Here is a 12,482-nt window from a genome sequence, read left to right as displayed (position 1 = left end):
TCGGCGCTACCGCTCTGACTGCGGCACCTTGCGGATCTTGCTGGTGTCGTAACCCATTGCGGCGATGCGCTCGATGGCCTGCTGGTAGTCGGCCGCGCTGACCTGCGGCGTGCGCGCCATGTACCAGACGTAGTCACGCTTGCTGCGCGCCACGATGGTCTGCTGGTAATCCGCATCCAGCCATGAAATCACGTACTCGGCCTGGATCGGCCAGATGAACTGCATGCCCCACACCGCGCCGTTGCCTTCCTCCTCCACCCGACCCACCGGATGCATCGTCTTCAGCGGTGCATCGAAGCTGCCCTTGCGGTAGGTGAAGGTGGTCTGGATGCGCCCGTCAGGCCGCAGTGCATAGCGTTCCACCGAATCAAACGCCTTGCGTTCGATGAAGGTGGGAATCTGTGCGATGACATACCAATCCCCCATGAAGCGCGGCACGTCCACCGCGCTCGCGCGGGGCAATGGACGTTCCGGACTGGACGAACAGGCGCTGGCCGACAACGCCATCGCGATCACGGGAAGCAGGCTGGACAGACGCATGGCGTTCTCCTTCAACGGGGACGGAACAGGTAATGGGCCACCAGCCACTGCTGGCCCTTCTCATAACCGAACAGTTCGGCGCAGGCCATCCAGAACATCCGCCAGCGCTGGAACCACAACGCAGCGGCGGCATCACCGTAGGTCTGGCGCAGCACCGGCATCAACGCATCGCGCTGGCTGTCCTGGTTCTGCAGCCAGTGGTTGGCCGTGCGCTGGTAGTGCGTGCCATCCAGCAACCAGCGCTGCTGCAGCTGCAGGTCGTGCTGGAAGTGCAGCAGCGTGTCCGCTGCCGGCATCAGGCCACCGGTGAAGAAGTGCCGCCCCATCCAGTTGTCCTCGCCCTCGGTTTCAAAGGGATACATCGCGGTGCGATGCACGAAGATATGCACGAACAACGCCCCATCGCTGCGCAGCCAGCGGGCGATCCGGCCGAGCAGGCGGTCGTAGTTGCGCATGTGTTCGAACATCTCGATGGACACCGCGCGGTCAAAGGAGTTCGCGGGCAGGTCCAGCTGGTTGACGTCGCGGGTCAGTACCTTCACGTTGCGCAGCCCGCGTGCCTGGCACTGCGCCTCGATGTGCGCACGTTGCCCGTGCGAATTGGACACCGCGCTGATGCGTGCGTGTGGATAGCGTTCGGCCATCCACAAGGTCAGCGATCCCCAGCCACAGCCGAGTTCCAGGATGTCCTGTCCATCGTCAAGCCCGGCACGCTCCGCATAAAGTTCCAGCATCGCCTCTTCGGCCTGGTCGAGCGTCTCCATGCCGGTGCGGTAGTAACAACTGCTGTACTTCAACCGCTTGCCAAGGCAGGCCTGGAAGAACGCTGCCGGTACTTCGTAGTGCTGGCGGTTGGCCGCATCCACGTGCAGGGCCAACGGGCTTCCCGCCAGTTCGGTGATGCGCTCGGAAAAGCGCGTTGCCTGGCCTTCGGTGCCGCCTTCGAACTCTTCGCGCAGGCGTTGCGCGCACTGGCGGCGGATACCGTAACGCAGCAGCGCGTCCGGCAGCAGCCCGCGTTCGGCCAGGCCGGTCAGCCCCGCCGCATGGTCCGGCAGCGGCAGGCTCTGGAATTGGGTGCTCATCGGGGCAGCTCCTTGGAGTGTGCGGATTTCCTGGGGAACCAGGGAAAGATCATCGAGGTGCTGCGCTGGTACTCGCGGTAGTCCTCACCGCGGCTGCGCAGGGCCTGTTTTTCAGTGAACGGCACGCCGCTCAGCCAGCGCAGGAACACGTACATCACCACCGGGCCGGCGCAGGCCAGCCACCACAGCGGGGAACCCACGGCCAGCAGCACATAGGTGAACCAGTGCAGCCATTCGAAGAAGTAGTTGGGATGCCGCGAATAGCGCCACAGGCCTTCGCGGCAGGTGCTGCCCTTGTTTGCCGGGTCGGCGCGGAAGCGTGCCAGCTGGCGGTCGGCCAGACTCTCCCCACCCACGCTCAGCACCCACATCGCCACCGCTGCCAGCACCCAGCCGATACCCTCGCCGCGCGGGTTCTGCGCCACTGCGATGAACGGCAGGGCGAACAGCACCACCAGCAGCGCCTGGGCCTGGAAGAAGCCGAAGATCTTGCCCTGGTGGCCCTGCCAGTGATCGCGCAGGTAGCGGTAGCGACCGTCCTCTTCTTCGCTGCGCACGCGTCGCCACAGGTGCAGTGCCAGACGGGCTCCCCACAACCCGCCCAGCACGCCCAGCGCCAGCCGCGGCAGCAGCGCGCCGTCCCCCAGCACTGCCAGCAGCAGCGCGGCGGCGGCCACGCTCTTGGCCCACAACACATCCACCACGCCGATGTTCTGGTGCCGGCGTTGCCACCACCAGCCCCAGCACATCACCACGGCGGCATACAGCCACACCCACCACAACAGCTTCATCGTGCTTCTCCTGTTTCCATGGGCTCGGCGCGGCATGCCCGCTGCCAGCGCCGCGCGCAGGTTGCCAGCAGCGGCAGCGCGAGCGCCCAGCCGATACCCAGCAAGGCGATGCCCTGCCAGGCCGGCGTGGCGAAACGCACCGAAGAAAATCCCCGCGCGGCCGACACATAGGCCAGGGGGGCCAGCAGCAGGCCGACCAGCACGGCCAGCCGCCACCGGCGCTGCAGGGCAGCGAAAGAGACGGTCAGGGTCATCGCGAACGATGCCCACAACGCAAGGATCCAGATCGGCGCCAGCGCGCGTTCGGCATTGCCTGCGGCATACACCACCCGTCCGGAAGCACCGGCCACGCCGTCCACCACCAGCCCGCAACCGATCGCCAACGCGATCAGCTTCAGGTCCACCACCGGGCGCGGGGACAGCAGCAGTTGGCTCAGCACAAAGGCCGCCGCCGCCAGCAGCCCCGGCCAGTACAGCCCGCGTCCGGCACCGGCCACCGCGCAGAACCACACCAGCTGGTTGCCGATCAGGTTGCCCCAGAAGTGCATGTCAGTGGGCTCCGGCCAGCGGCGGGGGTCGGTAGCCCGGTCGCGCCAGCAACAGCTGCGATACACCGATCGAGCGCTCCAGGAAGCCGCCTTCGCAGTACGCGAGATAGAACTCCCACAGGCGGATGAAGTCTTCATCGAAGCCTTGCGCACGCACCGCCGGCAGCTCGGCGAGGAAGCGCTCGCGCCAGGCGCGCAGTGTCAGTGCGTAGGACTGTCCGAAATCCATCTGGCCGATCAGCTGCAGGTCGCTGCTGCAGGTCTTGGCCGCCAGCATGGCATTCAGCGAGGGGATGAAACTGCCGGGGAACACGAAGCGCTTGATGTAATCCACGCTGCGCCGCGCCTGCCGGTAACGCTCGTCTTCGATGGTGATCGCCTGCAGCAGCGCCAATCCATCCGGCTTCAGCAGGCGCGTCAGCGTGGCGAAGTAGGTCTGCAGGTACTGCGCGCCGATCGCTTCGATCATCTCGATGGACACCAGCTTGTCGTACTGGCCATCCAGGTCGCGATAGTCCTTCAGCAGCAAGGTCACCCGATCATGCAGTCCAGCTGCCTCGATGCGCTGGCTGGCCAGCGCGTGCTGCTCCACCGATATGGTGGTGGTGGTTACACGGCAGCCGATGTGGCGTGCCGCGTACAGCGCGAACCCGCCCCAACCGGTACCGATTTCCAGTACGTGGTCGGTGGGCTTGAGCTGCAGCTGTTCGCAGATGCGCGCGAGCTTGCGCTGCGATGCCGCATCCAGCGTATCGCCGTCTTCGAACAGCGCCGAGGAATACATCAGGTCCTTGGAAAGGAACAGAGAGAAGAACGGATTGCCCAGGTCGTAGTGCGCGGCGATGTTGCGTCGGCTGCCTTCACGGGTGTTGCGGCGCAGCTGTGCCCAGGCCTTCAGCGCCCAGCCACCGATCCGCGCCGGACCGCGTTCCACGCCGTCGAGCAGTTCGCGGTTGCGCACCAGCAGCTGCACCAGCGCCACCAGGTCGTCGCAGCGCCACTGGCCACGGATGTAGCTTTCGCCGGCGCCGACGCTGCCCTGGGTCGCCACCGCGCGATAGAACGCCGGGTCATCGATGGTCACCGTCACCAGCGGGCCGCTGCCCTGCGCGCCGAGCACCACCTCACCCAGTGCGTCGCGGACCCGCAGGCGGCCCTCACGCAGCGCGCCCAGCTTGGCCAGCAGCTGGCGGCGCAGGAAAGCATCCAGGCGTCCGGGCCGTGGCAGGGCCATGCAGTGGCTCATGTCGTTCATTGGTTTTTTCCAGCAAGCGAAGGATGGTCGTGGACCGGATTGCGTTTCAGCCACAGGCGCATCGCCTGCCAATGGATCGCGCCGACCACCTGCAGGGTCATCAGCGGATGACGGGCCAGCACCATGGCCAGCCCGCGGCCGTCCAGCGCGCGGCGCTGCATCGACTGGGTCGCATCGAACTGGCGCTGGCCGTCGCGCCATACCTGCATGTGCACGCGCAGGTCGTCGCCGGGCACGGTGAAGCGCCAGTCGTAACCGCAGTCCATCTGCATGAACGGCGAAACATGGAACTGTTTGTCGAAACGCCAGCGCAGCGCGCGGCCACGCGCTTGCGCATCGGCGACCGGCAACACGTACGCATGGCGTTGCTTCCATGGCGTGTTGGTGATCTCGGCGACGATGCACTCCAGTGTTTCGTCAACCGCATGGCAGTAGTAGAAGCTGACCGGATTGAACACATGACCGGCGTGGCGCAGGTGGGCGAGCAGGCGCACCGGACCCAGCGGACGGTGGCCAAGCGCGCCCTGCACGCGGTCGCGCACGGCCTCGGCCAGCGGTTGGTCGGGATCACCCAGGTAATCGCTGCGGCGGAACTCGACCAGGTTGCGGCGACCCACCGACCACAGCCAACGCCGGTCGAACACGCGGTCCACTTCTTCCAGGTCCAACAACAGCTGCGCGATCGGATAGCGGAAGGCGTGCGCGTGCGGCAGGTGCCTGCGGTGCACGACCTCGCCACGATAGATTGCACTGGCGCTCACGCGGTGGTTTCCTCGTGACGCGGCCAATGCCTTTGCATGCTCACCGAGTGCAGCGCATCCACCACGCGCCGCGCACTGCGGATGCCATCTTCGTGGAAGCCCCAGCCCCAGTACGCACCGGCGAACCAGGTATGTCGGCGCCCCTGCACCTCATGCCAGCGCCGCTGCGCACGGACCATGGCGTGGTCGTGCACCGGGTGCGCGTAACGCAGGCGACGCAGCACCTTGGACGGGTCGATCGCCTCACTGCGGTTGAGCGTCACCAGCAGCGGGGTGGGCGTGTCCAGGCCCTGCAGCAGGTTCATGCAATAGGTCACCGTACAGGCCTGGGCCGGATCGCGCGGCACGTGCGCGTTCCAGGCCGCCCACGCCGCGCGGTTGCGTGGCAACAGACTGGCATCGGTATGCAGCACGACCTCGTTGGGCTGGTAGCGGATGGCACCGAGCACGCTGCGTTCCAGCATGTCCGGATCCTGCAGCAGCCACAGTGCCTGGTCACTGTGGCAGGCCATCACGACGTGGTCGAAGCCTTCCGCGCCCGCTGCGGTGTGCACCAGCACGCCATCGACCAGCCGTTCCACCGCCAGCACCGGGCACTCCAGCCGCTCGCGCACATGCCAGCGTTGGCGCAGCGCGTCCACGTAACGCGCCGATCCGCCCTGCACCACCCGCCATTGCGGGCGGCCGGTCAGCTGGAGCATCTGGTGGTTGGCCATGAACTGCACCAGGTAGCGCGCCGGGAAGTCGCGCACGCGGGTGGCCGGCGAGGACCAGAGGGCCGATGCCATCGGCAGCAGGTGCTCTTCGATGAAGGCCTCGCCGTAATGATGGTCGTTGAGGTACTGGCCCAGCGTCGGCCCGGCCTCGTCGCCCTGCAGCAGGGCCGGCGCCTCGCGGTAGAAGCGCCGCAGGTCCGCCAGCATCCCCCAGAAGCGCGGCGACAACAGGTTGCGGCGCTGGCAGAACAGCCCATTCAACGAGGTGGCGTTGTACTCCACCCCGCTGCGTTCGCTGTGGGCGGAGAAACTCATCGTGGTCGCCTGCGAGGCGACACCGAGCTCGTCGAACAGACCGCTCAGCAGCGGATAGTGCTGCGGGTTGAACACGATGAAGCCGGTGTCCACCGATACTGTGCGCCCATCCACCTGCAGCGCGTGGGTATGGGTGTGGCCACCGAGGTAATCGTTGGCCTCGAACAGGGTGACCTCGTGCTGCGGGTCCAGCCACCATGCGCTGGCCAGTCCGGCAATGCCCGAACCAATGACGGCGATGCGCATGTCAGTCCCTTGCCTTGGCCAGCACCCAGGCAGGCACTGGCTTGAGCCCGTGCACCAGCCGCAGCGACTGCATCAGCCGCAGCCCATACCAGGTGATGTCCACTTCCCACCAGCGGAAGCCCTGGCGCGCGGTGCCCGGGAAGAAGTGATGGTTGTTGTGCCAGCCTTCGCCGAAGGTGAGCAGGGCCAGCCACAGGTTGTTGCGGCTGTCATCGCCGGTGTCATAGCGCTGCCGGCCGAAGCGGTGGGCAAGGGAATTGATGGTGACCGTGGCATGGAACAGCACCACGGTGGAGACGAAGAAGCCCCAGACCAGCATCTGCGGACCGCTGGTATCCAGCGACGGTGCCACGTGCTGCAACAATGCGCCCAGGCCATACAGCGCCGCGGCCAGCGCGACCGGCACCAGCGTGTCGAAGCGGTCCAGCCAGCGCAGTTCCGGGAAGCGGGCCAGGTCGGGGATCCGCGCCCAGTCGGTGCGGAACCCTTCGCGGGTCAGGAACCAGCCCATGTGGCTCCACCAGAACCCGTGTTCCCGCGGCGAATGCGGGTCCAGCGGCTGGTCCGCATGGCGATGGTGGCTGCGGTGGTGCGCAGCCCACCACAACGGCCCACGCTGCACGCTGGACGCGCCGATGGCCGCGAACAGGAACTGCACCGGACGCGAGGTCTGGAAGGTCCGATGGGAGAAGTACCGGTGGTAGAAGCCGGTGATGGCGAACATCCGCACCGCGTACAGCAGCGCGGCCACGGCCACCGCCACCCACGACACACCCACCCATATCACCGCCACGCAGGCCAGGTGCAGGCCCACGAACGGCAGCGCGCGCAGCCAGTCGATGCGCTTGCCATCGGCTTCGGCGGCGTCGACAGCGCTGGGTTCCCTGGCGGCGGTATCGAACCAGCGCAACAGGGTGGACCAGCGCCGCGGGCGGAGCGGCGGTACTGCGGGTGTGGCCGACATCGTGCATCCCTCCTGGAGCTACTGACAGGAGATACGGTGCCAGCGGCCCCATGGATGCAGCTTCCGGAAAATAAATTCTCCGGATCGTTACAGGTTGGCGATGTCTCCCTTGGCGACCACCGGACCACTGGGCGCCGGATGCGGCGCGCCCGCCGACGGTTCCAGGGTGATCGCCAGTACCGAACCGTTGACCAGCGCCGAACGCAGCGCGGCCGGTACGTCCACGGTGTGGGCGCGGTCGTTGGAGACCAGGCCCAGCGACACCGGTGCGCCACCGGCCGGGATCACCCACAACTCGGGCGCGCGGCCCTGGGCATCCGGGGCGGACGGCACCGGCACCATCAGCACCTTGCCCAGCGTGGCATCGACCGAGGCCAGCCAGCCGGCACGGCCATCGTCATGCAGCAGCGGGGTAACCGGGCGCGTCGCCTGCTCCGGCTCGACCGGCGGGGTCGGTGCCGGGGTAACGGCCACCGGGGTGGGTACCGGGGCATCCGGTGCCGGACGGGTGAACACCGCGACCAGCGCCAGCGCGGCAGCCAGTGCGGTGGCACCCTGCCAGAAGCCGGTACGCTGCCACGGACGAGCGTTCGGGGCGGTCTCGAAGCTCGCCCAGCCCAGTTCGCGACGCACGCGCAGCCACACATGGGCCGGCACCGGGGCGCTGCCCACTTCTTCCAGCAGCGGCGCCAGTCGTTGTTCCCATTGTTCGACCAGCCGCGCGAAACCCGCGTCGGAACTGATGCGCTGCTCGGCCTCGCGGCGTTGGGCGGCGTCCAGCACGCCCAGCACGTACTCACCGGCCTGCTGGTCGGCGCTCGGCGGCTGCCCGTCTTCGTGGTGGAGGTCGCGGATGTTCATGGTTCCAGGCACACCCGAAGCTGGGTCAGGCCACGGCGGATCCAGCTTTTCACCGTACCCAGCGGAGTGGCAAGGCGGCGCGCCAGTTCATCGTGGCTGGCGCCGTCAAGGAAGGCGGCGCGGATCAGGCTGCGCCGGCGCGGTTCCAGCGCCTGCATGCAATCCTGCAGCCGCGCGTCTTCATCATTGCGTTCGGCCAGCTGGGCCGGCTGCAGGTCACCATCGGGCAGTTCCTCGGCGATGGACACATCGTCGAGTGCCCGTGGCGGTGCAGCGCGCAGGCGGTCGATGGACCGGTTGCGGGCCAGCATCGACAGCCAGGTCATCGCCGAAGCCTTGCCGGGATCGAAGCGCGAGGCTTTGTGCCAGACGGTCACGAAGACCTCCTGCAGCACGTCTTCGGCTTCGCCACGGTCACGCAGCAGGCGCAGGCAGATCGCGAAAAGGCGTCCCCCGGATTGCTGGTACAGCGCTTCAAAGGCATCGCGATCCTGCGTCGCCACCTGTTCAAGCAGGGCGTCGAGTCGGCGCGCGTCGGCACCGTCAGGGGCGTCCGGCTGGGGCATTGCAGGCTCCGGGTGGCACAGGGGCAGACCTGCATCCTCGTTGCTCGGCGCGCATACCGCAAGTACATCATCGCGTGCATGAGGCCACCAGGGGCTGCGTGCGGGCGGCGGCAAGCGCGCCTTCGCTGACGGGCTGCGGCGCGCCGGGGAAGCGGATGCGCACCTGCGGCCAGCCGCCATCGGCATCGCGCACGTTGCCGGTGCCCTCGAACTGCAGCAGCCGCCGATCAGCACGCGCGTAGACCAGGTTGACCGCCGGCACCGCGAAGCCGAACCAGGCATCCAGCTGCATCTGCAGCTGTTCAGCCGGCTGGCCCTGCCAGTCCACCGCGCCGACCCGGCGCAGTTTCACCGGCACCCAGCGCTGGCGGCTGGTGAGCAGGAACGGCAAGGCCACCGTATCGCCCTGCAGCAGCGTGGACCAGTGCGCGCGCACGGCCGCATCGAATCCCGCGTCGATCACTCCGCCGCCAGGCATCTGCAGGGTCTTGGCCGCATCGGCTGCACCGCTGGCGGCGCGGATGCTGACCCGGCGCTGCGTGCCCTGGGCCTGCACGGCCTCCCGGCGTCCATCGCGGCCATCGATGAACTCGAAATCCGGCGCCTGCGCATTGGCGGCGGCCGGCATCCACTTGCGCGCGAACGGGCGCCCGTCATTGCAGCGGTACAGCACCAGCCGCGCCTGCTGCGCGCCCACGTCCTGCAGATAATGGGTTTCGCGGTACAGCGCGCGGCCCCCCTTCGGCGCCAGCGCCTCGCCTTCCACGCGCAGCACTGCGGCACCGGCAGGCGAAGCAGCGGCGGCAAGCAACAGCAGGCAGGGAAGCAAAAGGGAGCGCATGGCAGGGTCCGCAGGGGGCTCATGGACAGATACGCAGCGGGCGGCGCATTGGATGCAGTGCGCTGCCAGCCCCTTGACCGATGCCGCCCTTGGGCCTACCTTGTGCTCGCCGAAGGTATCCATCGCTTCATGCGAATGAAAGGATGGATTTAAACGGGAATCCGGTGACCGTGCCCCGTGCACGCATTCCGGAGCTGCCCCGCAGCGGTGAATGGAAACGACCTCCGCCAACAGCACTGGGCCACGGCCTGGGAAGCGGCGGACACTAGGTGGGCGGCAACGCCCGTGTCCAACAGCCCGAATACCGGCCCCGGCCGGAGGACCTGCGCGTCCTTCGATTCGACCTGGAATCTCCGCGGGGAGGTTGCCCGGCCCATGCCGTCCCGCCGCCAGCGGGATGCGTCGGCACGTGCGCCTGTCCACGGCATCCGGTTCGCCCGCGGGGGCGAAGGTCGCTGGCAGGAGGGACGTGGGCCGGCAACGGCGCGCGGCGCCCTGCAGTTCCTTCGTTCCTCAATGCCGACATGCAATGAGGACACGCTGCAATGACCACCGTTACCAACCTGGGTTTTCCCCGCATCGGCGCCAAGCGCGAACTGAAGCGGGCCCTTGAACGCCATTGGAGTGGCGAGGATGACCTCGCCACCCTGCAGGCCAGCGCCGCCGCGCTGCGTGCACGGCACTGGAAGCTGCAGATCGAGGCCGGCGTGGACGTGCCGCCGAGCAATGATTTCAGCCTGTACGACCAGGTGCTGGATACCGCTTTCCTGTTCGATGCGCTTCCTGCACGTTACCGACAGTTGGCCGCTGGCGAGCCGCTGGCCGCCTACTTCGCGATGGCCCGTGGCCTGCAGCGCGATGGCATCGACCTGCACGCGCTGGAGATGACCAAGTGGTTCGACACCAACTACCACTATCTGGTGCCGGAACTGCAGGCCGGGCAGGCGTTCGCGCTGCGCGGTGACAAGCCGCTGGCCGAATTCCGCGAAGCCAGGGCGCTGGGCATCCACACCCGCCCGGTGCTGCTGGGGCCGGTGAGCTTCCTGCTGCTGTCCAAGACCACCGATGGTTCGGCCGCGCTGGATCTGCTGGATGCGCTGCTGCCGTGCTACGTGGACCTGCTGGCCCAGCTGGAAACGGCCGGCGCGGACTGGGTGCAGCTGGACGAGCCGCTGCTGGTGCAGGATCTGGACGCGGCCGCCCGCGGCGCATTCGAACGCGCCTATGCCGTGCTGGGCGCGAAGGCGGCTGCACGACCGAAGCTCCTGCTGGCCACTTACTTCGGCGCGCTGGATGACAACCTCGGCCTTGCCGCCAGCCTGCCGGTGGACGGGCTGCACGTGGACCTGGTGCGCGCGCCGGAACAGCTGGATGCCGTGCTGCAGGCGCTGCCCGCCGGCCGCGTCCTGTCGGCCGGGCTGGTCAACGGCCGCAACATCTGGCGCACCCAGCTGGACAATGCGCTGATCCTGGCGCGCTATGCGCAGACCGATCGCGGTGCGGACCTGCTGTGGCTGGCCCCGTCGTGTTCGCTGCTGCATTCGCCGGTTGACCTGTCGCTGGAAAAGAAACTGGACGGGGAGCTGCGCAGCTGGCTGGCGTTCTCACGGCAGAAGCTCGAAGAGCTGCGCGTGCTGGCTGATGCGCTGGACGGCAAGCCCTCCGCGGACGCCGGGCTGAGCGCCAACCGCGAGGCACTGGAGGCCCGTCGTCGCTCGCCGCGCGTGCACAACCCGGCCGTCGCCGCGCGCCTGGCCAGCCTGTCCGCCGCCGACGCCCGGCGCCATGGCAGCTATCCGCAGCGCCGCCTGGCCCAGCACGCCGCGCTGCAGTTGCCGCTGCTGCCCACCACCACGATCGGTTCGTTCCCGCAGACCCTTGACGTGCGCCAAGCACGCGCCCGTCACAAGTCCGGCACGTTGTCGCTGGCCGACTACGAGGCCTTCCTGGAGCAGCACACCGCGCACTGCGTGCGCGTGCAGGAAGAGCTGGGACTGGACGTGCTGGTGCATGGCGAGTTCGAGCGCAACGACATGGTGGAGTACTTCGGCGAGCAGCTGGAAGGCTTCGCTTTCACTGGCAATGGCTGGGTGCAGAGCTACGGCTCGCGTTGCGTGAAACCGCCATTGATCTTCGGCGATGTCAGCCGCCCGCAGCCGATGACGGTGCGCTGGTCGCAGTACGCCCAGTCGCTTACCCGCAAGCCGATGAAGGGCATGCTGACCGGCCCGGTGACGGTGCTGCAGTGGTCGTTCGTGCGCGACGACCAGGAGCGCGACGCCACCTGCCGGCAGATCGCCCTGGCGCTGCGCGATGAGGTGAACGATCTGGAGGCGGCCGGCATCGGCGTGATCCAGGTCGACGAACCGGCGATCCGCGAAGGCCTGCCGCTACGCCGCGCGCACTGGCGCAGCTACCTGGACTGGGCAGTGGAATCGTTCCGGATCAGCACCAGCGGGGTGCGCGATGCCACGCAGATCCACACCCACATGTGCTACTCGGAGTTCAACGACATCATCCACTCGGTGGCGGCGATGGATGCCGATGTGATCTCGATCGAGACCTCGCGTTCTCGGATGGAGCTGCTGGATGCCTTCGTGCGCTTCAACTATCCCAACGAGATCGGGCCGGGCGTGTATGACATCCACTCCCCGCGCGTGCCGGACAAGGCGGAGATGGTGGACCTGCTGCGCAAGGCGCTGGCGGTGCTGAAGCCGCAACAGCTGTGGGTGAACCCGGATTGCGGCCTGAAGACCCGCGGCTGGCCGGAAACCCGCGCGGCGCTGGAGGCACTGGTGGCCGCTGCGGCCGAACTGCGCGCCGAGCACGCCCAGGCCAGCGTCGCCTGACCAGGAAGATGGGCGGCGGCGCGCTGCCGCCGCCCTTGTCGTGTCGAGCCTGCTCGACATGCCCCGCCTTCCCGTAGTGTCGAGCTTGCTCGACACCACCTCCCGCGCCCTCGACCAAGCTCGACGCTATGCCCTGTACCCCGC

Annotated in this window: 12 protein-coding genes and 1 riboswitch; of the genes, 1 reads left to right on the top strand and 11 read right to left on the bottom strand. The window is 67.8% G+C overall.

Translation table 11 applies throughout. The features are described from left to right. Nucleotides 1-6: 6 nt before the first annotated feature. From H9654_RS08585 to H9654_RS08535, 11 genes are all read right to left on the bottom strand, one after another. Nucleotides 7-540, bottom strand: coding sequence for a lipocalin family protein (locus tag H9654_RS08585; RefSeq protein ID WP_182656474.1), 534 nt, complete (start codon nt 538-540; stop codon nt 7-9). 11 nt (nt 541-551) lie between these two features. Further along, nucleotides 552-1,625 carry a cyclopropane-fatty-acyl-phospholipid synthase family protein gene (locus H9654_RS08580; RefSeq protein WP_191770493.1) on the bottom strand — a complete coding sequence of 358 codons (1,074 nt, stop codon included), beginning with the start codon at nt 1,623-1,625 and terminating at the stop codon, nt 552-554. Continuing rightward, entirely contained in the window at nt 1,622-2,416 is a 795-nt protein-coding gene (locus H9654_RS08575; RefSeq protein WP_191770492.1) for a DUF1295 domain-containing protein, read from the bottom strand. The genes H9654_RS08580 and H9654_RS08575 overlap by 4 nt, the downstream gene beginning before the upstream one ends. Continuing rightward, nucleotides 2,413-2,964, bottom strand: a complete 552-nt coding sequence (locus tag H9654_RS08570) for a DUF2878 domain-containing protein (RefSeq protein WP_191770491.1) — start codon at nt 2,962-2,964, stop codon at nt 2,413-2,415. The genes H9654_RS08575 and H9654_RS08570 overlap by 4 nt, the downstream gene beginning before the upstream one ends. A gap of 1 nt (nt 2,965) precedes the next feature. Continuing rightward, entirely contained in the window at nt 2,966-4,219 is a 1,254-nt protein-coding gene (locus H9654_RS08565; protein ID WP_191770490.1) for an SAM-dependent methyltransferase, read from the bottom strand. Next, entirely contained in the window at nt 4,216-4,980 is a 765-nt protein-coding gene (locus H9654_RS08560; RefSeq protein WP_101099563.1) for a DUF1365 domain-containing protein, read from the bottom strand. Before H9654_RS08560 ends, H9654_RS08565 begins: the two co-directional genes overlap by 4 nt. After that, the gene (locus tag H9654_RS08555; protein ID WP_191770489.1) at nt 4,977-6,257 is read right to left on the bottom strand and encodes an NAD(P)/FAD-dependent oxidoreductase; all 1,281 of its coding nucleotides are present in this window, start codon (nt 6,255-6,257) and stop codon (nt 4,977-4,979) included. Before H9654_RS08555 ends, H9654_RS08560 begins: the two co-directional genes overlap by 4 nt. Nucleotide 6,258: 1 nt before the next feature. Further along, nucleotides 6,259-7,221 carry an acyl-CoA desaturase gene (locus tag H9654_RS08550; protein WP_191770488.1) on the bottom strand — a complete coding sequence of 321 codons (963 nt, stop codon included), beginning with the start codon at nt 7,219-7,221 and terminating at the stop codon, nt 6,259-6,261. An 87-nt stretch (nt 7,222-7,308) separates the two neighbouring features. Continuing rightward, a complete protein-coding gene (locus H9654_RS08545; protein WP_191770487.1) occupies nt 7,309-8,082 on the bottom strand; it encodes an anti-sigma factor in 774 nt (257 codons plus the stop codon). Then, nucleotides 8,079-8,648 (bottom strand): sigma-70 family RNA polymerase sigma factor, encoded by a 570-nt coding sequence (locus H9654_RS08540; RefSeq protein WP_191770486.1) that lies wholly within the window; start codon nt 8,646-8,648, stop codon nt 8,079-8,081. Before H9654_RS08540 ends, H9654_RS08545 begins: the two co-directional genes overlap by 4 nt. Nucleotides 8,649-8,715: 67 nt before the next feature. Continuing rightward, nucleotides 8,716-9,489 (bottom strand): hypothetical protein, encoded by a 774-nt coding sequence (locus H9654_RS08535; RefSeq protein ID WP_191770485.1) that lies wholly within the window; start codon nt 9,487-9,489, stop codon nt 8,716-8,718. Nucleotides 9,490-9,584: 95 nt separating this feature from the next. Beyond that, nucleotides 9,585-9,816: riboswitch (cobalamin riboswitch) on the top strand. Nucleotides 9,817-10,034: 218 nt separating this feature from the next. On the opposite strand from H9654_RS08535, the gene metE reads away from it, so the two are divergent. Beyond that, the gene (gene metE / locus H9654_RS08530; RefSeq protein ID WP_191770484.1) at nt 10,035-12,338 is read left to right on the top strand and encodes a 5-methyltetrahydropteroyltriglutamate--homocysteine S-methyltransferase; all 2,304 of its coding nucleotides are present in this window, start codon (nt 10,035-10,037) and stop codon (nt 12,336-12,338) included. The last annotated feature ends 144 nt before the right edge of the window (nt 12,339-12,482 follow it).

The organism is Stenotrophomonas lacuserhaii (genome assembly GCF_014836545.1).
In the GTDB taxonomy this organism is placed as follows: domain Bacteria; phylum Pseudomonadota; class Gammaproteobacteria; order Xanthomonadales; family Xanthomonadaceae; genus Stenotrophomonas; species Stenotrophomonas lacuserhaii.
This window is presented reverse-complemented; position numbering and strand designations above follow the sequence as displayed.

Bases quoted from the DNA above. Each gene is read 5' to 3' on its own strand.
- H9654_RS08585 (WP_182656474.1), bottom strand. From the start codon at position 540: ATGCGTCTGTCCAGCCTGCTTCCCGTGATCGCGATGGCGTTGTCGGCC.
- H9654_RS08580 (WP_191770493.1), bottom strand. From the start codon at position 1,625: ATGAGCACCCAATTCCAGAGCCTGCCGCTGCCGGACCATGCGGCGGGG.
- H9654_RS08575 (WP_191770492.1), bottom strand. From the start codon at position 2,416: ATGAAGCTGTTGTGGTGGGTGTGGCTGTATGCCGCCGTGGTGATGTGC.
- H9654_RS08570 (WP_191770491.1), bottom strand. From the start codon at position 2,964: ATGCACTTCTGGGGCAACCTGATCGGCAACCAGCTGGTGTGGTTCTGC.
- H9654_RS08565 (WP_191770490.1), bottom strand. From the start codon at position 4,219: ATGAACGACATGAGCCACTGCATGGCCCTGCCACGGCCCGGACGCCTG.
- H9654_RS08555 (WP_191770489.1), bottom strand. From the start codon at position 6,257: ATGCGCATCGCCGTCATTGGTTCGGGCATTGCCGGACTGGCCAGCGCA.
- H9654_RS08550 (WP_191770488.1), bottom strand. From the start codon at position 7,221: ATGTCGGCCACACCCGCAGTACCGCCGCTCCGCCCGCGGCGCTGGTCC.
- H9654_RS08545 (WP_191770487.1), bottom strand. From the start codon at position 8,082: ATGAACATCCGCGACCTCCACCACGAAGACGGGCAGCCGCCGAGCGCC.
- H9654_RS08540 (WP_191770486.1), bottom strand. From the start codon at position 8,648: ATGCCCCAGCCGGACGCCCCTGACGGTGCCGACGCGCGCCGACTCGAC.
- H9654_RS08535 (WP_191770485.1), bottom strand. From the start codon at position 9,489: ATGCGCTCCCTTTTGCTTCCCTGCCTGCTGTTGCTTGCCGCCGCTGCT.
- metE (WP_191770484.1), top strand. From the start codon at position 10,035: ATGACCACCGTTACCAACCTGGGTTTTCCCCGCATCGGCGCCAAGCGC.